The sequence below is a fragment of the Arthrobacter sp. zg.Y820 genome (genome assembly GCF_030125555.1).
GTDB lineage: Bacteria > Actinomycetota > Actinomycetes > Actinomycetales > Micrococcaceae > Arthrobacter_B.
Window position 1 is genome coordinate 24,096 of sequence record NZ_JASKLX010000003.1, and the last position, 21,742, is coordinate 45,837.

A 21,742-nucleotide genomic window follows, 5' to 3' on the forward strand; every position below is an offset into this window, starting at 1 on the left:
GCGTGTGGGGCAGGACCCGGGGTCGGTATACGGTGGTCGGCGGACAGGGGACGGCAGGGGACGGTGGACGGAGCGGCTACCGGGTCAGCACCACCCGCCCGGCGGTGAGGCCGTCGCCGAGGCGCTGCACGGCGTCGGGCGCTGACTCGAACGGAACAATTTCGGTGACCAGCGGACGGATCAGGCCCTTGTCCGCCAGCAGCGTGAGCTGCTCATGCGCTTCGGCGACCAGCTGCGGCGCATTCTTCGCATAGAGCGCCCAGTGCAGGCCCAGCAGGGAGTAGTTTTTGACCAGGGCGTGGTTCATGCGGGCCGACTGCAGGGTGCCTCCGGCAAAACCAACCACGACAATCCGGCCTTCAAAGGCGATGCAGCGGGTGGACCGCTCGAAGGTCTCGCCGCCCACGGGGTCGTAGATTACGTCAGCGCCCCGCCCGCCGGTGGCGCTCTTGACCACCTCCACGAAATCTTCGGTGGTGCGGTTGACCACCAGATCCGCTCCGGCTTCTTGTGCCACCAGGCGCTTGGCCTCGTTGCCGACGACGCCGATCACGGTGGCTCCCGCCGCCTTGCCGAGCTGGACCGCTGCCGTGCCGACTCCGCCTGCTGCAGCATGCACCAGCAGGGTCTCGCCGGGAGCGATCCGTGCCCGGCGGTGGAGGCCGAAGTATCCGGTTTGATAACCAATGCACAGGGCTGCGGCCTCGGCGTCGGAGAGGGAGGCCGGTGCGGGAAACGCCGAGGCTGCCGGGACCTGCACCTCCTCGGCCATGACGCCCAGATGCGAGGCAATGACGCGGTCGCCCAGATGGAAGCCCGTGACGCCGTCGCCGATCCCCGTGACGGTGCCGCACAGCTCAATGCCCGGAACGAAAGGCAGCGGCGGCTTTTCCTGGTATTCCCCGCGGCACAGCAGCACGTCGGGAAAATTCAGTGCCACTGCCAGGGTGGACAGCACCAGGCAGCCCGGTGCCGCGACCGGCGAGGGCTGTTCGGTCAGGCGCAGGGCCTCGCGCGGCTCGGCATTGGTAACTACGTTCCAGGCCTTCATTCGACGGATCCTTCCGGTGGGGCAGGCCGCAGCCCGGCGAGGTACAGGTCGGTCAGCTGTTTTGCGACCTGGTGTTTGGACAGCGCCCCGGAGGGCTGGTACCAGAACGAGAGGTAGTGCGGGTTGGCGAAGAAGTTGGCAACGAGGACTGCGGTGGGAATGTCGTTCCGGAAGGTGCCCTCCTCCCGGCCGCGGGTGATCAGTGAACCGAAAACCTCGCCGTACTGGCGCCGTCGGATTTTCACCGCCTCCATCCGGTCGGGGCTGAGCATGTGCTGGGAGCGGAAGAAGACGGACCCCTCGCGGATCCATTCAATCGAGGTGACGATGACGTCTTCGCAGACCAGGCGGACCGTCTGCTCCACCGGAAGGCCACGGGCGATAATCTCGTCGAGGTTGCGGTGCTGCAGGGTAAGGATCCGGTCGTAAATGTCGAACAGCAGGTCGTCTTTGGAATTGAAGTAGTGGTAGAGCGCGCCCTTGGTGACGCCGGCGGCGTCGACGATCTGCTGCACGCTGGTCTTGGCGTAGCCTTGGCTGGAAAAGAGCTCGACGGAGACGCGGGCCAGTTCTTCCTTGATGTTCATGGTCTTCATGCGCGGTGTTCCGTGTTTCTCGTGGAGTCTCGTACCGGGCGGTGCGCCGCCTGGGACGACGGCGGGAACCGACCGGTTGGTATGTGGGATCATACCGTCAGCGCACCCGTTGTCCGCAAGGGTTTTGCCGAAAGAATTCCCGGGCTTCCGAGGAGATCCCCGCAGAAGTGAGGAGAGCTCCGAAGAAAGAGCCGCCTTCGACCATCGGAATCTTCTGCGCTTTTCCGCCGGCGGGTCCGCTGCCGTGTCCTGTCGCCGCGCTGCCGTGTCATGTAACCGCCGCGGGGAAGCGGGCTGGTAGCGTCCCGTTGCAATCGGTGCTGCTTACTGCCGGGGGAGATTGCTTCGACGGGGGAACCGATGCTTGTGCGCCGCTATGTCTTTCCAGTCCTGTGGCTGGTGGTTTTTGCCGTGATAGCAGCGGCCCTCTTCAAGCTCGCGTTCATCGACGGCCTGAAGGCCGATGCCGCCGGCGGGGGTGAACAGGCGAGCGCCCAACTCAGCACTCCGCTTGTTCCGGCAGCCCTGGGAACGGTGACCAACCTTGTCCAGGTGCAGGGATCAGTGGTGAGCGATCCGGCGGTCACGGTGAAAAGCACCAGCGACGGAACAGTGGACTTCATCTATGTGCAGGCCGGCGATGAAGTCATCGCGGGTGCGCCCCTGTTCCAGGTGAAAACCCTCGTGGAGCCGGAGGTGCCGGCAGCCGGCGAGGATCCCTCCGACGCCGGTTCGTCCGCCGACGAGTCCCCGGGCCGGTCCGCCGACTCTCCGCCGGCGCCGGTGTATTCCTATGCCGATGTGCTCGCCACCGCTGACGGAACCGTTGCGCAGCTGTCGGTGCTGCCCAAGCAGCAGCTCTCGGTTGGCACTGACGTTGCCACTGTGGATCCGGGGACTTTTTCCGTCTCGGGAACACTCACCTCCGATCAGCAGTTCCGCATCCTGGGCCGGGCCAACACCGCCATGGTCACCGTCAACGGAGGGCCGGCTCCCTTCCCGTGCAGCGATGTCACCATGGGCAGGACCCCGGCAGCGGAGCCTGGCATCAGCACTCAGGCACAGCAGGCCGGGCCGGGACAGCCGGCGGAGCTGGAAGCTCCGGCAGCCGGCAGCGTGAGCTGCAGCATTCCGGCGGACGTTCCGGTCTTTTCCGGACTCGGCGCGGCCATTGACATCACCGCCGGGCAGGCTGAAGGGGTGATTACGGTGCCGACGACGGCGGTGCAGGGAGCGGTGCAGACCGGCCTTGTCTGGGTCATGCCCGGCGGCGCTCCGGCGCCGGAAGCGGAAGGCGCAGTCGACGGCGGGGCCGTTGCGGACCCGGGGGCCGAAGGTGCGGCCATGGGCGGCGCGGAGGCCGTGGAACGGGAAGTCACGCTGGGGCTGAACGACGGACAGCTGGTGGAAATCACCTCCGGGCTGGTGGAAGGCGAAATGGTCCTCCAGTTTGTTCCCGGCGCCCCCGCGGAGGGCGATCCGATGAACGGCATGCCCGGGGTGATGGGCGGATGAGTCTGCCGGCCGGGGAACCCCGGCAGACAGAGCAGGCAGAGCACGCCGGGCAGGCAGAGCAGGCACAGCAGGCAGAGCAGGCAGGGCACGCCGGGCAGACAGAGCAGATACAGCAGGAACCTCAGGCACAGCAGGAACCGCTGGTGGTACTGTCGCAGGTCACCCGTGCAGTCGGCCTGCCCGACCATGAAATCCTGCAGATCCTCTCCGGTGTGGACCTCACCGTGTACCCCGGGGACCACCTCTCCATCGTGGGCCGCTCCGGTTCGGGCAAATCAACTCTTCTGAACATTCTGGGCCTGCTGGACGTGCCCACCTCGGGAACCATGACCTTTGACGGTGTTCCCGTGGAACGGATGAACGAGAAGCGCCGCGCGCTCGCCCGGGGAGCCGCCGTCGGCTTCATCTTTCAGCAGTTCAACCTGCTGGCGGAGCGCACGGCCCTGGAAAACGTCATGACCCCTCTGCTGTATGCGCGCGGTCGGCAGTTCTGGCAGCGCGAGCGCCTCGCTGCCCGGATGCTGGAGAGGGTGGGGCTGGGCAACCGCCTGCAGGACCGGCCCCGGAAGCTCTCCGGCGGGGAGCAGCAGCGCGTGGCAATTGCCCGCGCCCTGGTCCGCTCGCCCCGGCTGATCCTGGCGGATGAGCCGACCGGCGCCCTGGACATCGCCACCGGGCAGTCAGTGATGGCCCTGCTGGCCGAGGTGGCCGCGGAATCCGGCGCTGCACTGGTGACCATCACGCATGATCCACACGTTGCGGCCCTGGCGCAGGAGCACTTCCTGCTGCAGGAGGGCCGGCTGGTGCCGGGGCTGGCGGTGGCGGCGTGAGCCTCTCCGGAATCGTGGGCCCCCTGGTGGAGGCGTGGGCCGAGCTGCGCATCCACAAGACAAGGGTGCTGCTGGCGCTGATCGGCGTGGCTCTGTCTGTGGCCGCGCTGACAACAGTGGTGGGCCTGGGCAACATGGTCCGGGAATCGATTGCCCAGGGCAACGAGGCGCAGTCCGGCAGGCCCGCGACCCTGTCCCTGACGATGTACAGCAACGACGGAACCAGCCCCGATCCCGCAGCGGCTGCGGTTGCTTTCCGGGAACTGGCGGAACGCTACTCCATTGAGTATTCATCCACGATTTCCACGGGAGCTGTGCCCTTTCAGCTGCCGAACGGCGTGACGCAGGCGACCACGGTGGTGGTCGAACCGGACTACAGGGTGATGCGGCGGGTGCCGATGGTGGAGGGCGCCTGGTTCACCGCGGCCGACGCCGAACGGCTGGCCCCCGCCGTCGTCGTCAACGAGGCCCTCTACGCAGCAATCGGGCGTCCCGACCTCGCCGTGGACCCGGTGATTCCCATTTCTGCGGGGCAACCGGTCGATGCCGTGATCGTGGGCGTGACGCGGGAACAGTACGCAGGGGAGTATCCCCAGGCGATGATGCTCTCCGACGCGTACGCCAGGCTCGGGCTGCCGATGGGAATCCCCGACTTGGAACTGTGGATTCCAGAGGAACTCAGCGACCCGCTGCGGGCCGCCGTCACCGCCGATCTGCAGGCGCAGTTTCCCGGAATGCAGGTTGACGCGCACCGGTCCGACTATGCCGCCTGGGGAGATCCGTTCGGCGGGCTGCAGTGGGCAGTGGCCGGGATCGCCGCGCTGGTGATGCTGCTCGGCGCCGTGGGGCTGTTGAACATTTCCATGGTCACGGTGAAGTACCGCGTTCGGGAGATCGGTATCCGCCGCAGCTTCGGGGCGACGTCGGGCCGCATCTTCTTCGGCGTGATGCTGGAATCCGTGGTGGCGACCTTCGTGGCCGGAGTACTGGGGGTCATGGCCGCCGTCGCCGTGGTCAAGCTGCCGGTGATCCAGCGCGCCGTGGCCTCCGGGATCAGCGAGCTGCCGCCGTTTCCGCTGGAGGCGGCACTGATTGGCCTGGGGGCCGCCACCGCTGTGGGGGCGCTGGCCGGACTGATTCCGGCGCTGGTGGCGGTGCGGGTGAAGGTCATCGACGCCATCCGCTACTGACCGGTCAGGAGCGGGGCAGGTTCCGCAGATTGCTTCGCGCCATGCTGACGGCCTCCCCGGCACCCCGGTTCAGGACGACCCTGGACAGGGCAGTGGCAAAGCCGAGGACCTGCTCGGTGGTGATTTTGGGTGGAATGGACAGGGCATTCGGATCAGTGATCAGCTCCACCAGCGACGGCCCGGGATTGGCAAATGCGTCCCGGTAGGCCTGCGTGATGTCGCCGGGGTCGGTGACCCGCACCGCGTGAAAGCCCATGGCCGCGGCAATGTCCGCGTAGTGCACGTCCCTGACGTCCACGGCGAAGTCGGGCAGCCCGTCCACAAGCATTTCCAGCTTGACCATGCCAAGGGTTGAATTATTGAACACCACCACGTTCAACGGCAGGTCGTACATGCGCGCCGTCAGCAGTTCGCCCAGCAGCATGCCCAGGCCGCCGTCGCCGCTGACCGAGATGACCTGCCGGCCGGGGTAGGCGAGCTGGGCGCCCACAGCGTGGGGAAGGGCGTTGGCCATGGACCCGTGCAGATAGGAGCCGATGAGCCGCCGGGTGCCCAGCGGGTTGATGTACCGGGCAGTCCAGACGTTGCACATCCCGGTGTCCGCCGTGAAAACCGCATCCTCTGCGGCTGCCTGGTCCAGGAGGGAAGCGGCATATTCGGGATGGATGGGCCGCATCCGCTCGACGTTGTGCGTGTAGGCCCCAACCGCCTTGTTCATCAGCCGGTCGTGCTTGGCCAGCATGTCCCTCAGGAAAGAGTCGTCCTGTTTCTGTTCCACCAGCGGCAGAAGTGCCTGCAGCGTGGCGGACACATCGCCGTGAACCGCGATGTCGACGTCGGTGCGGCGGCCCAGCCGCTCCGCGGCCCGGTCAACCTGGGCGGTCTTGGTGCCGGGCAGGAACTGGTTATAGGGGAAATCCGTGCCCAGGAGAATCAAGAGTTCCGCATCCTTGATCCCCTCCGCCGCGGCGCCGTAACCCAGGAGCCCGGTCATCCCGACGTCGTACGGATTCTCATATTGGATGAAGTCCTTTCCCCGCAGGGAATGCCCCACCGGGGCATGGACCTTCGCGGCGAATCCGGTCACGGCGTCGTGCGCTCCCTGGACTCCAATCCCCACGAACAGGGCCACCTTCCGGGCCTTGTTCACCGCATCCGCCAGTTCCCGCACGCTCTCCGGCGCCGGCACCACCGTGGCAGGGACAAAGTGCGCCGGCGCAGGGGTCGGCGCGGAGGCATCCTGCCCGGCAACATCGCCGGGGAGGGTGATCACTGAAACTCCGCTTTTTGCGAGGGCGTGCTGGATGGCGCTCTGCATCACCCGCGGTGCCTGGTCGGTGGAGCTGATCAACTCGGAATAGACCGAACACTCGTTGAAGATTCGGTCCGGATGTGTTTCCTGGAAGAATCCGCTGCCGATCTGCACCGTCGGTATGTGCGAGGCGATGGCCAGCACGGGAGCCCCGGAGCGGTTCGCGTCATACAGTCCGTTGATGAGGTGCAGGTTGCCGGGACCGCAGGACCCGGCGCAGACTGCCAGCCGGCCGGTCAGCTGGGCCTCGGCGGAGGCGGCGAAGCTCGCCGTTTCCTCGTGCCGGACATGAATCCAGTCGATGCCGCCCTTTTTGGCTCCTCCCGTCCGGCGCACGGCATCCACGATCGGATGAGGCTGTCCCCGACAATCCCGTAGATGCGTTCGACGCCCGCGGCGCGCAGCTGGTCGATGAGTTGGGTCGCAAGCGTTTTAGCCATGAGAACTCCCGGTGTGCCGACGGTGGCTCTCATGCTAGGCCCGCTGAGCCGGATGCGGCAGGCCCGGCAGTGCCCTGCCCGATTCGGGCAAAAGAAAACACCCCGGTCCGAAGACCGGGGTGCTCCCCATTCAAAGTGCCCTCGATAGGATTCGAACCTACGGCCTGTTGCTCCGGAGGCAACCGCTCTATCCCCTGAGCTACGAGGGCAAGGACGCCGGTAAACCGGCAGGTCCTGTGGGACTCAAGAAGCTTAGCAGGTCCGGCGCGCCGTGTGAAAACGTCCCCGAATCCGGCAGCGGAACCGGCCGCCCGGGGCGCGCTTTCCCCGGGCAAAAACGTCAGTAGCCCAGGAAAGCATCCGTCCGCACGGAACGGCCGCCGGCAGCCCGGACCGCGGCACGCGCCGCCGCCACGGCAGCCGGTGACCCGGACACGTACGCGGCACGCTGCGCCACATCCGGAACAGCCGAAGCAAGGGCCTGTCCATCCGGCAGGCCGGGGCCAAGATGCGTCCATCCGCTGATCTGCGGATCGGTCGGCGTGCAGACCAGGACGCGGATGCCCAAGCCGTGCAGCTCAGGGGCATACGCCAGCTCGTCCACCGAGGATGCGGCGTACACCAGGACGACGTCGCGGGTTACGGAACCGTCGGCAGCGAGGGAACGCAGCTGGCTCATGAACGGAGTGATGCCGATGCCGGAAGCGATCAGCAGCAGCGGCGCCGCAGGATCGCGGGGGAGCAGGAAGTCTCCGGCCACTGACGTGGCGGACACCACGGCGCCCGGCTTCAGCTTCAGCAGCGCGGTCTTGAACGAACTGGCAGGTTCGGTGGCACGCAGGCCCACGGCCACGCTGGCGGAGTCTTCCGGCGCCGTGGCGAGGCTGAAGATCCGCCGGGTTCCGCGGGCATCGGCGCTGCCGTGCGGGAGGCTCAGCTCGACATACTGGCCCGGCTGGAACCGCAGCGGACGCACCGGTTCAAACACCAGCTCCCGCGCGGTGGGCGTCAGGGCCCGGTTCTCACGCAGCCGCAGCCGGATCCCGGCACGCGGCGCCAGCGCAAAGGCCAGCAGGTTGCCAACCAGCAGGGCCAGCTCAGGGGACATGAAAACCGGTCCAACGTTGAGCGGGACGGCGAACAGGACGCCGACGACGGCGGCTTCCAGCAGCCGCTGCGGGCGCCGCGGCGGCAGGGTCAGCGGTTCGGACAGCATGAACCCGGCGAAGAACAGCACCGGATAGGAGGCCAGAAGCGTGCCGAAGGCTCCCGTCAGCGGTTCCCCGGCGGCGCTGAGCCGCACAACGATGATGAGCCCCGAGACGAGCAGGAACACGCCGGCCATGGGCAGCAGCCGGTTCCGGTACAGGACCAGGGCCGCCGCGGGGAGCACCGCCACCAGCATCAGCGGCGCCGCCACCCACCAGACGGCGCTGCCCAGCCCGGTCAGCGCCAGGACCGCTGCACCCAGGGCTGCCGGGTTGAAGATATGGCGGCCGCGCCAGGCCAGCAGGTACTTCGAGGCGGTGGCGATGCCGGCCGCCAGTGCCACGGTCAGCAGCCCGGCTCCGTCCGTCGTGGGCCACAGCAGGAAAAAGAGCAGCAGCCCGGTGATCAGCGAGGAGTCGGTCTGCGGCCGGGTGCGGAACAGCAGGCCCATCACCCGGCTGGCGACCAGCGAGGCAACGACGGCGGTGACGGCGGTGGCCGCCAGCTCCGCCGGCGTAAAGAACAGCTGCCCGGCGAAGGAGAGCACAAATGACCAGGCCGTGATCGCCAGCAGCAGGAACACGGTGAGGCGGTACATCGTCCAGCGGCCGGTGAAGGCGTCCAGCCGGCGGGTTGGAGCGGGCAGGGAAAGGCTCATGAAAACAGGACTCCAGCCATGGCATCTGAATAGGTGGCCCGCCCGTCCGAGAACATCCGCACATAGTCAAAGGCGAATTCCTCGGCGAGCAGGTCCGGGTCGGTGAAAAACAGGGCGGTGGCCAGGCCGTCGGCGGTCATGGCGTCCTCGGCCAGCACCCAGGTGGCTGCCACTGCCTCGACGGGCCGGCCGGTTCCGGCGTCCACAATGTGGTGCAGTCCTTCGCCCCAGGCGCGGCGGTTCGCGGCGGACGCGCAGAGGGCGCGGTTCCGCAGCGGTACGACACCGATGGCCCGGGTGGCGTCATAGGGATGTTCCAGGGCCACCCGCAGCCCGCGTTCGCCGGCGTGCCGCAGGTCCGAACCGGCGTCGACAGTGAGATTCCGATGCCCGGCGGCACGCAGCAGGCCAAAGACCAGGTCAACGAGCTGGCCCTTGCCGGCCGCACCGATGTCGAAGGTGACCGGCGCCGTGGTGCTCAGCTGCGTCCCGTCTTCCGCCTGCCGCCAATGGGCGGTCAGGGTCCAGTCGGGCGCAGCGGAGGGGCCGGAGCTGGAGAACGAGTAGGCGGCGTCATACCCGAGCTTTTCCAGCGAGTGCCCCACCAGGGGATTCACCGCGCCGCCGGTGAATCGGTGCAGGGTGTCGAAAAGCCGCAGCAGCGGGACAGCGGAGGGCGGAAGCTGCACCGTCCCGGCCTCCTGCGCCAGCGGAGCGATCACTGAATCGCGGCGAAACCGGGAATAGGTCCGGTCGTATCCGGCCACCAGGTCCGCAACGTCATCGCGCTGCTGCCCGCTCAGCGGCTCATCAGTGGTGATGGTCCAGGCGGTGCCGATGGCGTCGAAGGTCAGGTCCGGCATGGGGGCAGGGGATCAGTTCGCGGCTTCGGTGCGGATGGACTCCAGGGCCTTGTTGAAGCCGCTGCTGGTCAGCGAGGAGCCGGCAATCTTGTCGACGTCGAGTTCGTCGAGGTTCTTGCCCACCACCTCTTCCTGGACCCCGGAGGTGAACTCCCGCTGGTACTGCTTGGAAGTGGGGTGGTTGCCCGAGGCGGTGACCTCCAGGGCCGTCACCACGCCGCCTTCGAGCGTCAGGGTGACGTCCACTTCCTCGGTAGTGTTCGACGGCGGCGTGTAGGTTCCCTGTGCCGAGTACTCGCCGTCGGCGTAGCTGCCGGCCGGTTCCCCCGACTGAGGTGCGGCACTCTGCGGTGCCGCCGACTGCGGTGCGGCCGAGGCAGCGGTGGAGGGCTCGGCGGCCGGAGCCTCGTCCGATGCCTGTCCCGAACAGGCGGTGGAGACCAGGGTCAGGGAAGCGGCGGTGAACAGCAGGGTCTTGCGTGTGGGGTTCAATGTGTCTCCTGGAGATGGGGCAGCAGGCGGGCACCGGGCCGGCGCTCGCAAGTTTCGGTCCCGTGTCCGTATCCATTACAACGTATCCGGATGAACCATGCCTATCGGGTGACCCATGCCTGGAAACGTGCTGTTGGGTTGGCCACGGGGGAAGTCATGGGGGAAGCCACGGGGAAGTCTCCGGCGACGTAACGGTTCGCGGAACAGCACCTGCCCGGCGGCTATGCTTAACCGGTGACTCCTGAAGAACTTTCCTCCGCCGTAACTGCCTGCCTCCAAGACGCCATCGATGCCGGTGACTTCAGCATCGACGTGCCCCGGGAGGTGCGTGTGGAGCGTCCGAAGAACCGGGACCACGGTGACTGGGCCACCAACATCGCCCTGCAGCTGTCCAAGCAGGCCGGGATGAACCCGCGCCAGTTTGCTGAAATCCTCAAGAACCGCCTCGAGAAGATCGACGGCGTCGCCAAAGTGGACATCGCCGGACCGGGCTTCCTGAACATCACCCTCGCCGCCGGTGCCGCCGGTGAACTGGTGAAGACCATTGTGGCCGCCGGCGACTCGTACGGCACCTCGGAGGTCCTGAAGGGCACCCGGATCAACCTGGAGTTCGTCTCCGCCAACCCCACCGGACCGATCCACCTCGGCGGAACCCGCTGGGCCGCCGTCGGCGACGCCCTGGCCCGGGTCTTCCAGTCGCAGGGCGCCGAGGTCACCCGCGAGTACTACTTCAATGACCACGGCGCGCAGATCGACCGCTTCGCCCGCTCCCTGCTGGCCTCCGCCAAGGGCGAACCGGCCCCGGAGGACGGCTACGCCGGTGCCTACATCGAAGACATCGCCAACCGGGTGCTCGCCGCGGAACCGAACATCATGAGCCTGCCCGAGGCCGAGGCCCAGGAGCGTTTCCGCGCCGTGGGGGTGGACTTCATGTTCACCGACATCAAGGAATCGCTGCACAACTTCGGCGTGGACTTCGACGTCTTCTTCCACGAGGACTCGCTGCACGAAAACGGCCAGGTGGACAAGCTCCTGGAGCAGCTCAAGGGCTCGAAGAACCTGTACGAGAAGGACGGCGCCTGGTGGCTGAACTCCACCGAGTTCGGCGACGACAAGGACCGCGTGGTCATCAAGTCCGACGGCAAGGCGGCGTACATCGCCGGTGACATCGCGTACATCCAGAACAAGCGCGACCGCGGCTTCGACCTCAACTTCTACATGCTCGGCGCCGACCACCACGGCTACGTCGTCCGGCTCAAGGCCGCGGCCGCAGCACTGGGCCACGACCCGGCCTGCGTTGAGGTGCTGATCGGCCAGATGGTGAACCTGGTCAAGGACGGCAAGCCGGTGCGCATGTCCAAGCGAGCCGGCACCGTGGTGACCCTCGAGGACCTGGTCGACGCCGTGGGCGTGGACGCCGCCCGCTACACGCTGGCCCGCTTCTCCGCCGACTCCAACATCGACGTCGACCTGGACCTGCTGACCAAGCGCAGCAACGAGAACCCGGTGTTCTACGTCCAGTACGCCCACGCCCGCACCTACGCCCTGGCCCGCAACGCCGAGGCGGCCGGCGTCGACGATTCTGCATTCGACGCTTCCCTGCTCACGCACCCGACCGAAGGCGAACTGCTGGCAGCGCTGGGACAGTATCCCGGCGTCGTCGCGCAGGCCAGCGCCTTCCGCGAACCGCACCGCGTGGCCCGCCACCTGGAAGTCATCGCCGGAACCTACCACCGCTGGTACGACGCCTGCCGCATCGCCCCGCAGGGCGACGAGGAGATCACCGACGTCAACCGCACCCGCCTGTGGCTGAACCTCGCCGCCCGCCAGGTCCTGGCCAACGGCCTGGGCCTGCTGGGAGTCTCAGCACCGGAACGGATGTAAACCGTGACTGTTTCCCCGCTCGCCCCCGAGTGGCTCAGCCATCCGGCGGACGCCAATGCCCTGCGCCCCCTGATGTGGGCCCGCGACGTGAGCCGCAACGGCTCCGGCGAACTCGAAGTTGCCGGCGTGGCGGTGTCCGCGCTGGCGAAGGAGTTCGGCACGCCGCTGTTCGTGGTGTCGGAGGCCGACTTCCGGGCCCGCGCCCGGGACTTCAAGGACTCCTTTGACGCCGCGTTCGCCGACCTGTGCGGGGGAGTGGACGTGTATTACGCCGGCAAGGCCTTCCTCTGCACCGAGGTGGCCCGCTGGGTGGCCTCCGAAGGCCTGCGCCTGGACACCTGCTCCGGCGGGGAACTGGCAGTGGCCCGCCGCGCCGGAATCCCCGGCGCCGACCTGGGCCTGCACGGCAACAACAAGTCGGACGCCGAACTCACCCGGGCCCTGGACATGGGCCTGGGCCGGATCGTCGTGGACAGCATGGCGGAACTGGTGCGCCTGGGCGCACTGGCGTCCTCCCGCGGCGAGCAGGCCAACGTCATGCTGCGCCTGACGCCCGGCGTCCATGCCCACACGCATGAGTTCATCGCCACCGCGCACGAGGACCAGAAGTTCGGACTCTCCATGGCACCGGACCCCGAGGCCGGCGGAATCTCGCCCGCCGCCGCGGCCGTTGCCGCGGCGCTGGACCACGAGGGCATCCGCCTGCTGGGCCTGCACTGCCACATCGGATCCCAGATCTTCGAGCCCGAAGGCTTCGAGCTGGCCGCACGGCGGCTGCTCGGGTTCCTGGCCCAGGTGAAGGCCGAGCACGGCGTCGAGCTGCCCGAGCTGGACCTCGGCGGCGGCTACGGCATCGCCTACACCGAGGCCGACACCCCGCGCCCGCCGGCCGAAATTGCCCGCGCGATGGCCGCCGTCGTCGGCTCCACCTGCGAGGAGCTGGGACTGGCCGTTCCCCGGATCTCCATTGAACCCGGCCGCGCCATCGTTGGGCCCACCACCTTTACCCTGTACCGCGCCGGCACCGTCAAGACGGTGCGGGTGGACACCGACGGCGGCACCTCGCCGCGCCGGTACGTGTCGGTGGACGGCGGGATGAGCGACAACGCGCGCCCGGTGCTGTACGACGCCGACTACTCGGCAGTGCTCGCCTCGCGCAGCTCCGAAGATGACGCGGTTATGTCACGCGTGGTTGGCAAACACTGCGAGAGCGGGGACATAGTGGTTCGGGACGTCTACCTGCCGGCCGATACGGCTGACGGTGACCTGTTGGCCGTTCCCGGAACCGGTGCGTACTGTTGGGCGCTGGCCAGCAACTACAACTACATCGCCCGGCCGCCCGTCGTCGCCGTCCGGGACGGCGCCGCCCGGCTGATCATCCGCGGTGAAACGGAAGACGACCTGTTGGCCCGCGACGTTTTCGCGTCCAGCGCGCGACCGACCGAAACGCAAAAGGAGTAGGCCCACATCATGAACACCCTGAAAGTTGCCCTGTTGGGATGCGGAAACGTTGGCTCACAGGTGGCCCGGATCCTCATCAACGACGCCGAAGACCTGGCCTCGCGCACCGGAGCCCGGCTGGAGCTGACCGGCATCGCCGTCCGCAATCCGAACGCGCCCCGCGACGTTGACCTGCCGAAGGACCTCTTCACCACCGATGCCGAGGCCCTGGTGGAAAACGCCGACATCGTCATTGAGCTGATGGGCGGCATGGAGCCCGCCCGCACGCTGATGCTCCACGCCATCGGCCACGGTGCGTCAGTGGTCACCGGCAACAAGGCGCTGCTGGCTGCCGACGGCGCCGCACTGTTCCAGAAAGCCGACGCCGCGGGCGTCCGGCTGGCCTACGAGGCAGCCGTCGCCGGTGCGATCCCCATCCTGCGCCCGATCCGCGACAGCCTTTCCGGCGACCGGATCACCCGCGTGCTGGGAATCGTCAACGGCACCACCAACTACATCCTCGACGCGATGGACTCCACCGGCGCGCAGTTCGCCGACGCCCTCGCCGAAGCCCAGCGCCTGGGCTATGCGGAAGCCGATCCCACCGCGGACGTGGAGGGCCACGACGCCGCCGCCAAGGGCGCGATCCTCGCCTCGCTGGCGTTCCACACCACCTTTGACCTGGCGAACGTGTCATGCGAGGGCATTTCCTCGGTCACCGCCGAGGACATCGCCGCCGCGCAGGATGCCGGCTTCGTCATCAAGCTGCTCGCCATCGCCGAAAAGCTGGAGAACGACGGCGAACCCGGCGTCAGCGTGCGGGTGCACCCCACGCTGCTGCCGCGCACCCATCCGCTGGCCGCTGTCCACGGCGCGTTCAACGCCGTGTTCGTGGAAGCCGAAAACGCCGGAGAGCTGATGTTCTACGGCCAGGGCGCCGGCGGCGCCCCGACCGCCTCGGCCGTGATGGGCGACGTCGTCAGCACCGCCCGCCGCCTCGTGCTGGGCGGACCGCTGGGCGCTGAAACCCCCACCGGCCATGTTCAGGCCCTGCCGATGCCGATGGTTACCACCAGCTACAGCATCGGCCTGCAGGTCACCGACCAGCCGGGCGTGCTGGCAGCCGTGGCCCGGGTGTTCGCCGATCACGGCGTCTCCATCGAAACGATGCGCCAGACCATCCACGGCGACGGCACCGGAGCAGCGGCAGAACTGCGCTTCGTGACGCACCGTGCCTCCGAAGCTGCCCTGGCAGCCACCGTCGAGGCCATCAAGGGCCTGGACGTCATCATTTCCGTCACATCCGTCCTGCGGGTAGAAGGGGTCTAACACAGTGGCTCAGCAATGGCGCGGCGTTATCCGCGAGTACGCCGATCGTCTTCCCGTAACCGACAGCACCGAGATCATCACGCTGGGCGAGGGCGGCACGCCCCTGGTCCGGGCGAAGGCGCTGTCCGAGCTCACCGGCAATGAGGTCTACCTCAAGGTCGAAGGCATGAACCCCACCGGCTCCTTCAAGGACCGCGGCATGACGATGGCCATCACGGCCGCCGTCGAGTCCGGTGCCAAGGCCGTGGTCTGCGCGTCCACCGGCAACACCTCCGCCTCGGCCGCGGCGTATGCCACGCAGGCCGGCATCACCTGCGCCGTCCTGGTGCCGGACGGCAAGATCTCCATGGGCAAGCTCAGCCAGGCCATCGCCCACGGCGCCGAGCTGCTGCAGGTCAACGGCAACTTCGACAACTGCCTGGACGTGGCCCGCAAGCTCGCCGAGGCCTACCCGGTGTTCCTGGTCAACTCGGTCAACCCGGCACGCATCGAAGGCCAGAAGACCGCAGCCTTTGAGGTGGTTGACGCCCTGGGCGACGCCCCAGACCTGCACCTGCTGCCCGTCGGCAACGCCGGCAACATCACCGCGTACTGGAAGGGCTACACCGAGTACGCCGCGCCGTACACCAACCTCGCCGGAACCGAGCTGCCACCGGTCGCCACGAAAACCCCCGCCATGTGGGGCTTCCAGGCCGAGGGGGCCTCGCCCCTGGTGCAGGGCCACCCCGTCACGGACCCGGACACCATTGCCACTGCCATCCGCATCGGCAACCCGGCCTCCTGGGACCAGGCCATCGCCGCCCGGGACGAGTCCGGCGGGCTGATCGAAGCCGTCACCGACACTGAAATCCTCGAGGCGCACCGCTGGCTGTCCTCCCGCGAGGGCGTCTTCGTGGAGCCGGCCTCCGCCGCGGGAGTGGCGGGGCTGCTCAAGAAGCATGCCGCCGGCGAGGTTCCCACCGGCAAGAAGATTGTCATCACCGTCACCGGCCACGGCCTGAAGGACCCCCAGTGGGCGCTGCGCACTGCCGACGGTTCCGATGTGGAGCCCACCAAGGTGGAATTCGACGTCGTATCCGTGGCTGCCGCGCTGGGCCTGGAAGCACAGGCCGCGGGCTAGAGCGAGATGCATGTGAGCGATTCCGCGGCACCTTCCCGCACCGCCGTGGCCGAAGGCCAGGACGTCACGGTCCGGGTGCCGGCCACCAGCGCCAACCTGGGACCGGGCTTTGACAGCCTGGGACTGGCCGTTGGCCTGTTCGACACCGTGCGGGTGCGCACCGTCGGCGAGCCCGGCACCGCCGTCAGCATCACCGGCGAAGGTGCCGGCACGCTGCCCACCGACGGCACCCACCTGGTGGTCCGGACCATCCGGCTCACGGTGGAAGCCGCCGGATACTCGCTGCCGGGGCTGCGTCTCGACGCGGACAACGTCATTCCGCACGGCCGCGGCCTGGGCTCCTCCGCCTCGGCCATCGTGTCCGGCGTCCTGGCGGGCAATGCCCTGCTGCCGCCGGAGCACCGGCTGGACGCCGCCGGGCTGCTGGATTTGTGCTCCCGGCTGGAGGGTCATCCGGACAACGTGGCTCCGGCGCTGGCCGGCGGACTGGCGATCTCCTGGGAGGAGGCCGGAACGTTCCGGTCGGTGACGGCCCCGGTGCATCCGGACATCATTCCGGTTGCTGCCGTTCCGGCCAACGAACTGTCCACGGAAAGTGCCCGCGGACTGCTTCCGGCGGCCGTGCCGCATCCCGCGGCAGCGGCCAATTCGGGCCGGGCGGCACTGCTGGTCCATGCCCTGGCCGCCGATCCGGCGCTGCTGCCGGAGGGCACGCGGGATTTCCTGCACCAGGATTATCGGGCCGAGGCCATGGCGCCCAGCGCCGCTTTGATGGCCCATCTGAGGGCCAACGGGCTCGCTGCGGTCATCTCCGGCGCCGGGCCCACCGTCATGGCCCTGGCCAACGGAACGGATCAGGCACGCCGCGCGGAAGAGCTGATTACCGAGTACCTGACGGCCGCCGGAACTACGCAATTTTGGCGTGTTTTGCGGCTCAGTGTGGACCGAGATGGTGCTAGAGTGGAAGAGCACCAGCGGTACTAACCGTCTTGTGTTCCCGCATCCAGCTTGTGCTCCTGCATCCAGGCCGTCCGTTTCTGGACCGCCGGCGAAGAATTGTTGAAAACTCTTTGTTGAGGGCATTGTGTCCAAACACCGTGTCGGAAACTGTTATTCAGTTGCGGAAGTGCAATTCTCGGTGCAGCCTTCCGGGTACTGCCAAGAAACGGTCAGTCCCCATGAATGCCGCATAGTTCGGCAGCGAAGCTGACCAAACTCCTGTGGATTTCTTTCCAAGAGGCACCCAGTAGATTCGCCGATTCCCGGCTCTTACCGGCAACCGGCGAACCCTGACCCCCATGTCTGACCATAGGGGGACCAGGGCCAAATCATCCGCGGCCGGCACTGCGCCGGACCGCCCGACGAGGGGGAAGGATCCTTCGTGACAGACACCACTGACCTGACAACAGGTGTGGACTCAGCTACCGCCGGAATCAACGGCGAAGCGACTTCAAAAAGCTCCGGTCTTGCGGGCCTCAAGCTCGCACAGCTCCAGGCGCTTGCCGGCCAGCTTGGCATTACCGGCGGGTCCCGCATGCGCAAGGGAGATCTCGTAACAGCCATCTCCAACCATCAGCGGGGCGGCGCAGTTGCCGACCGCCCGGTGCGCGGCGCCAACACTGACGCCGCACAGGCCGACGGCGCCAAGGCCGGTTCCGACCGCTCAGCCCCGGCAGCTGCCGAGGCGCCCGCCGCCGAGCAGTCGGCTCCGGAGCGTCCGGCCCGGACCCGCAACCGCAACCGCCGCGCTGCCAGTGACGGAGTCGTCACTGCGCCCGCAGCGGAAGCGCCGGCTCCGGCCGCGGAGGCACCGGCCGCCCAGGCCGAAACCGCCCGCGAGGAGACCCCCCGCGAGGACAACCAGCGGGAGCGCGGCAACCGCCGTTCACGCAGCCGCCGCGCCGACAGCGAGGCATCGGACAACGGCCGGTCCGAGAACACACGGTCTGAGACCGCACGGTCTGAGAACGGCCGGGACAACAACAAGGCCGAGCAGCCGAGCACCGAGTCCGCGCCGTCAAACGCGTCGGAGAACGGTAACGGAGCAGCTGCCAACGGTTCAGAGGACCGCAGCCGCGAGAACGGCCGGGACAAGCGCGAGAACTCCCGCGGCGACCGGGACAACACCCGGGCCGAGCGTGAGAACAACCGCGAAAACACCCGCGAGAACCGCGAGAACACCCGCGAAAACCGGGACAACACCCGCGGCGACCGGGACAACAACCGCGAGAACACCCGCGGTGACCGCGAGAACGCCCGCGACAGCCGCGACGACAGCGAAGAAAACGGCCGGGGCCGCAACCGCCGCAACCGCAACCGCAGCGACCGCAATGACCGCGGCGACCGGAACGACCGCAGTGAGCGGAACGACCGGAACGACCGCAACGACCGCAGCGACCGGAATGACCGTTTCCGCGACCGCAACGAGCGCCGCCGCAACCGGAACCAGAACCCGGACGTTGACGACGTTGAGGTCACCGAAGACGACGTCCTGCTGCCCGTGGCCGGCATCCTGGACGTCCTCGAGAACTACGCGTTTGTGCGGACCTCCGGCTACCTGCCGGGCCCGAACGACGTCTACGTTTCCCTGGCCCAGGTCAAGAAGTACAACCTGCGCAAGGGCGACGCCGTTGTCGGTGCCATCCGTGCTCCCCGCGAAGGCGAGAACCAGGGCGGCAACCAGCGCCAGAAGTTCAACGCGCTGGTCCGCCTGACCACTGTCAACGGCAAACCGGCCGAGGACAACAAGGACCGCGTGGAGTTCTCCAAGCTGGTTCCGCTGTACCCCTCCGAGCGCCTGCGCCTGGAGACCTCCGCCAAGGTGATCGGCCCGCGCGTCATCGACCTGGTGGCCCCGATCGGCAAGGGCCAGCGCGGCCTGATCGTCTCGCCGCCCAAGGCTGGCAAGACGCTCATCCTGCAGGCAATCGCCAACGCCATCACGATCAACAATCCTGAGGTCCACCTCATGATGGTCCTCGTGGACGAGCGCCCCGAAGAAGTCACGGACATGCAGCGCACGGTCAAGGGCGAGGTCATTGCCTCCACCTTCGACCGTCCCGCCGATGACCACACCACGGTGGCTGAACTTGCCATCGAGCGTGCCAAGCGCCTCGTGGAAATGGGCAACGACGTCGTCGTTCTCCTGGACTCCATGACCCGCCTGGGCCGTGCCTACAACCTGGCCGCTCCGGCGTCGGGCCGCATCCTGTCCGGTGGTGTGGATTCGTCCGCACTGTACCCGCCCAAGCGTTTCTTCGGTGCTGCCCGCAACATCGAAAACGGCGGATCGCTGACCATCCTGGCCACGGCCCTGGTGGAGACCGGATCCAAGATGGACGAGGTCATCTTCGAGGAATTCAAGGGCACCGGCAACATGGAACTGCGCCTGTCCCGCAACCTTGCGGACAAGCGCATCTTCCCGGCCGTGGACGTCAACGCGTCCGGTACCCGCCGCGAAGAGAACCTGCTGTCCCCTGATGAGGTCAAGATCATGTGGAAGCTGCGCCGTGTGCTGTCGGGCCTGGACACCCAGTCTGCGCTGGAACTGCTGACCGGCAAGATTCGGGAAACGCAGTCCAACGTCGAATTCCTGATGCAGATCCAGAAGACCACCCTGGGCACCAAGGACGACTAGCTGCCTTACCGAGCCGCTCATGCTCCGCTATCCGCATCCGCGGAGACCGGAGCCTGGGCGGCTTGGCAGTTAACCCGCAGGTGCACTTCCAGTCACGGATAAACTGCTGATGGGCAGTCTAAGAATTCCGCAGTGGTGAAAGATTTCAGGATCCGGCCCGAGTTCGGGCCAGGGTCCACAGTCGAAAGAGGAACGTAAAACATGTTTGAGTCCATACAGGGTCTGTTGGATGAGCACGAAGAGCTGCAGCTGCGGCTTTCCGATCCGGCGGTGCACGCGGACCAGGGCCTCGCCCGGCGGCTCGGACGGCGCTACGCCGAACTCAGCCGCATCGTGGACGCCTACAACAAGTGGCACGCCCTCGAAGACGATCTCGCAGCGGCTTCCGAAATGGCAGCTGACGATCCCGAATTCGCCGCCGAGGTTCCGGTCCTTCAGGAGCAGCTCGACGAGGCCCAGGAGAAGCTGCGCCGGCTGCTGATTCCCCGCGACCCCAACGACGGCCGCGACGTCATCATTGAGGTCAAGGGCGGTGAAGGCGGCGACGAAGCTGCCTTGTTCGCCGGTGACCTGCTGCGCATGTACACCCGCTACGCCGAGACCCGGGGCTGGAAGACTGAAATCATCACCTCCACGGAGTCGGACCTGGGCGGTTACAAGGACGTCTCCATGGCCATCAAGGGTTCCTCCAACGACCCGGCCGAAGGCGTCTATGCCCGCCTGAAGTACGAGGGCGGCGTCCACCGGGTGCAGCGTGTTCCGGTCACGGAATCCCAGGGCCGGATCCACACCTCGGCCGCCGGCGTGCTGGTGCTTCCCGAAGTGGACGAGCCTGAAGAAGTCGAGATCAGCCAGAACGACCTGAAGATTGACGTTTACCGGTCCTCGGGCCCGGGCGGCCAGTCGGTCAACACCACCGACTCCGCCGTGCGCATCACCCACCTTCCCACCGGAATTGTGGTGGCCATGCAGAATGAGAAGTCACAGCTGCAGAACCGCGAAGCCGGCATGCGCGTGCTCCGCTCCCGCATCCTGGCCCACCGGCAGGCTGAGATCGACGCCGCGAACTCGGACATCCGCAAGTCCCAGATCCGCACCATGGACCGTTCCGAGCGCATCCGCACCTACAACTACCCGGAAAACCGGATTGTGGACCACCGCACCGGCTACAAGGCCTACAACCTGGACACCGTGATGAACGGCGACCTCGAAGCAGTGGTGCAGGCCGCGATCGAAATGGATGAGCAGGCGCGCCTCGACGCCATCGGTGACGAGAACTAACCTTCGACATGGAATCCACCACGCTGGCGGCGGCCCTGCGCGAAGCCGCCGCCATTCTGGCCGGTGCCGGCGTGCCGAGCCCGGCCGTGGACGCTGAGCTTCTCGCTGCCCACCTGCTGGGGGAGTCCCGCGGCCGGGTCAAGGCGCTGGCCTTCACCGACGCACCCGTGCCGCCCGGCTTCGCGGAGCTTGTCGCCGAACGTGCGTCCCGCGTCCCGCTGCAGCATCTGACCGGCACCGCCTCGTTCCGCTATCTCGAGCTGATGGTCGGGCCGGGTGTTTTCGTGCCGCGGCCCGAGACCGAGACCGTGGCGCAGCTCGCCATCGACGCCGCACGCCGGATTGCTGCCGAAGGCAAGGCGCCGGTCAAGGCAGTGGACCTGGGCACCGGATCCGGTGCCATTGCCGCGTCGCTGGCCACCGAGGTTCCGGAAGCCGAGGTGTACGCCGTCGAACTGAGCCCGCTGGCGTTGGCCTGGGCCCGGCGGAACCTCGAGCCGCTGGGGGTGCACCTTCTCCACGACGACCTGCGCACCGCCCTGGCGGACTCCGACGGAACGTTCGATGTGGTGGTTTCCAACCCGCCGTATGTGCCCGCGGACGCGGTTCCCAATGAGCCCGAGGCCGCCGAGCACGATCCGGCCATGGCGCTGTACGGCGGCGGCCGGGACGGACTGGAACTGCCGCTGGCCGCCGCCGGCACCGCTGCCCGGCTGCTGCGCACCTCCGGATACTTTGTGATGGAACATGCCGAGGTCCAGGCCGAGCGGATTGCTGCCCTGCTGGCAGCGCAGCCGTGCTGGCAGGACGTGGCGACACACACTGACCTCAACGGCCGCCCGCGGGCCACCTCCGCGGTGCGGACGGCACACGACATCTGAGAAGAAGGAACGAA

At 67.6% G+C, this 21,742-nt stretch carries 16 protein-coding genes, 1 tRNA gene and 1 pseudogene; 11 read left to right on the forward strand and 7 right to left on the reverse strand.

All coding sequences use genetic code 11. The features are described from left to right. Positions 1 to 76: 76 nt before the first annotated feature. Positions 77 to 1,051, reverse strand: a complete 975-nt coding sequence (locus QNN99_RS04220) for an NADPH:quinone oxidoreductase family protein (RefSeq protein ID WP_229965187.1) — start codon at positions 1,049 to 1,051, stop codon at positions 77 to 79. After that, complete coding sequence (locus QNN99_RS04225; RefSeq protein WP_229965188.1) at positions 1,048 to 1,647, reverse strand: TetR/AcrR family transcriptional regulator; 600 nt, start codon at positions 1,645 to 1,647, stop codon at positions 1,048 to 1,050. The genes QNN99_RS04220 and QNN99_RS04225 overlap by 4 nt, the downstream gene beginning before the upstream one ends. Positions 1,648 to 2,007: 360 nt before the next feature. Here QNN99_RS04225 and QNN99_RS04230 point away from each other — a divergent pair, with 360 nt between their 5' ends. Genes QNN99_RS04230 through QNN99_RS04240 form a run of 3 tightly spaced genes read left to right on the forward strand, consistent with a single transcriptional unit; the run spans position 2,008 to position 5,182 of the window. After that, entirely contained in the window at positions 2,008 to 3,162 is a 1,155-nt protein-coding gene (locus QNN99_RS04230) for an efflux RND transporter periplasmic adaptor subunit (protein ID WP_229965189.1), read from the forward strand. Then, a complete protein-coding gene (locus QNN99_RS04235; RefSeq protein WP_331461758.1) occupies positions 3,159 to 3,992 on the forward strand; it encodes an ABC transporter ATP-binding protein in 834 nt (277 codons plus the stop codon). Before QNN99_RS04230 ends, QNN99_RS04235 begins: the two co-directional genes overlap by 4 nt. Further along, positions 3,989 to 5,182, forward strand: coding sequence for an ABC transporter permease (locus QNN99_RS04240; RefSeq protein WP_229965190.1), 1,194 nt, complete (start codon positions 3,989 to 3,991; stop codon positions 5,180 to 5,182). Before QNN99_RS04235 ends, QNN99_RS04240 begins: the two co-directional genes overlap by 4 nt. A 4-nt stretch (positions 5,183 to 5,186) precedes the next feature. Here the strand turns inward: QNN99_RS04240 and QNN99_RS04245 are convergent. From QNN99_RS04245 to QNN99_RS04265, 5 genes and pseudogenes are all read right to left on the reverse strand, one after another. Then, positions 5,187 to 6,934: pseudogene (locus QNN99_RS04245) on the reverse strand (pyruvate dehydrogenase). 136 nt (positions 6,935 to 7,070) lie between these two features. Continuing rightward, positions 7,071 to 7,143, reverse strand: a tRNA-Arg gene (locus tag QNN99_RS04250). A gap of 131 nt (positions 7,144 to 7,274) precedes the next feature. After that, a complete protein-coding gene (locus tag QNN99_RS04255) occupies positions 7,275 to 8,801 on the reverse strand; it encodes a ferredoxin--NADP reductase (protein ID WP_229965191.1) in 1,527 nt (508 codons plus the stop codon). Next, entirely contained in the window at positions 8,798 to 9,664 is an 867-nt protein-coding gene (locus QNN99_RS04260; RefSeq protein WP_229965192.1) for an FAD:protein FMN transferase, read from the reverse strand. The genes QNN99_RS04255 and QNN99_RS04260 overlap by 4 nt, the downstream gene beginning before the upstream one ends. Before the next feature lie 12 nt (positions 9,665 to 9,676). Then, the gene (locus QNN99_RS04265) at positions 9,677 to 10,156 is read right to left on the reverse strand and encodes an FMN-binding protein (protein ID WP_229965193.1); all 480 of its coding nucleotides are present in this window, start codon (positions 10,154 to 10,156) and stop codon (positions 9,677 to 9,679) included. A 234-nt stretch (positions 10,157 to 10,390) separates the two neighbouring features. Between QNN99_RS04265 and argS the strand changes: the two genes are divergently transcribed. From argS to prmC, 8 genes are all read left to right on the forward strand, one after another. Continuing rightward, complete coding sequence (argS, locus tag QNN99_RS04270; RefSeq protein ID WP_229965194.1) at positions 10,391 to 12,040, forward strand: arginine--tRNA ligase; 1,650 nt, start codon at positions 10,391 to 10,393, stop codon at positions 12,038 to 12,040. 3 nt (positions 12,041 to 12,043) lie between these two features. Further along, a complete protein-coding gene (gene lysA / locus QNN99_RS04275) occupies positions 12,044 to 13,501 on the forward strand; it encodes a diaminopimelate decarboxylase (RefSeq protein ID WP_229965195.1) in 1,458 nt (485 codons plus the stop codon). Positions 13,502 to 13,510: 9 nt separating this feature from the next. Further along, positions 13,511 to 14,809: a homoserine dehydrogenase gene (locus QNN99_RS04280; RefSeq protein WP_229965196.1), complete on the forward strand. Its 1,299-nt coding sequence runs from the start codon at positions 13,511 to 13,513 to the stop codon at positions 14,807 to 14,809. Positions 14,810 to 14,813: 4 nt separating this feature from the next. Further along, complete coding sequence (gene thrC, locus QNN99_RS04285) at positions 14,814 to 15,929, forward strand: threonine synthase (protein WP_229965197.1); 1,116 nt, start codon at positions 14,814 to 14,816, stop codon at positions 15,927 to 15,929. Between the two features lie 6 nt (positions 15,930 to 15,935). After that, positions 15,936 to 16,913 carry a homoserine kinase gene (thrB, locus tag QNN99_RS04290; RefSeq protein WP_442860474.1) on the forward strand — a complete coding sequence of 326 codons (978 nt, stop codon included), beginning with the start codon at positions 15,936 to 15,938 and terminating at the stop codon, positions 16,911 to 16,913. A gap of 397 nt (positions 16,914 to 17,310) precedes the next feature. Next, complete coding sequence (rho, locus tag QNN99_RS04295; RefSeq protein WP_229965199.1) at positions 17,311 to 19,566, forward strand: transcription termination factor Rho; 2,256 nt, start codon at positions 17,311 to 17,313, stop codon at positions 19,564 to 19,566. Between the two features lie 201 nt (positions 19,567 to 19,767). Then, the gene (gene prfA, locus QNN99_RS04300) at positions 19,768 to 20,847 is read left to right on the forward strand and encodes a peptide chain release factor 1 (RefSeq protein ID WP_229965200.1); all 1,080 of its coding nucleotides are present in this window, start codon (positions 19,768 to 19,770) and stop codon (positions 20,845 to 20,847) included. Positions 20,848 to 20,855: 8 nt separating this feature from the next. Beyond that, positions 20,856 to 21,728, forward strand: a complete 873-nt coding sequence (gene prmC / locus QNN99_RS04305; protein ID WP_229965201.1) for a peptide chain release factor N(5)-glutamine methyltransferase — start codon at positions 20,856 to 20,858, stop codon at positions 21,726 to 21,728. The last annotated feature ends 14 nt before the right edge of the window (positions 21,729 to 21,742 follow it).

Coding starts and splice junctions, on each gene's coding strand:
- QNN99_RS04220 (WP_229965187.1), bottom strand. CDS start 1,051: ATGAAGGCCTGGAACGTAGTTACCAATGCCGAGCCGCGCGAGGCCCTG.
- QNN99_RS04225 (WP_229965188.1), bottom strand. CDS start 1,647: ATGAAGACCATGAACATCAAGGAAGAACTGGCCCGCGTCTCCGTCGAG.
- QNN99_RS04230 (WP_229965189.1), top strand. CDS start 2,008: ATGCTTGTGCGCCGCTATGTCTTTCCAGTCCTGTGGCTGGTGGTTTTT.
- QNN99_RS04235 (WP_331461758.1), top strand. CDS start 3,159: ATGAGTCTGCCGGCCGGGGAACCCCGGCAGACAGAGCAGGCAGAGCAC.
- QNN99_RS04255 (WP_229965191.1), bottom strand. CDS start 8,801: ATGAGCCTTTCCCTGCCCGCTCCAACCCGCCGGCTGGACGCCTTCACC.
- QNN99_RS04260 (WP_229965192.1), bottom strand. CDS start 9,664: ATGCCGGACCTGACCTTCGACGCCATCGGCACCGCCTGGACCATCACC.
- QNN99_RS04280 (WP_229965196.1), top strand. CDS start 13,511: ATGAACACCCTGAAAGTTGCCCTGTTGGGATGCGGAAACGTTGGCTCA.
- thrB (WP_442860474.1), top strand. CDS start 15,936: ATGCATGTGAGCGATTCCGCGGCACCTTCCCGCACCGCCGTGGCCGAA.
- prfA (WP_229965200.1), top strand. CDS start 19,768: ATGTTTGAGTCCATACAGGGTCTGTTGGATGAGCACGAAGAGCTGCAG.
- prmC (WP_229965201.1), top strand. CDS start 20,856: ATGGAATCCACCACGCTGGCGGCGGCCCTGCGCGAAGCCGCCGCCATT.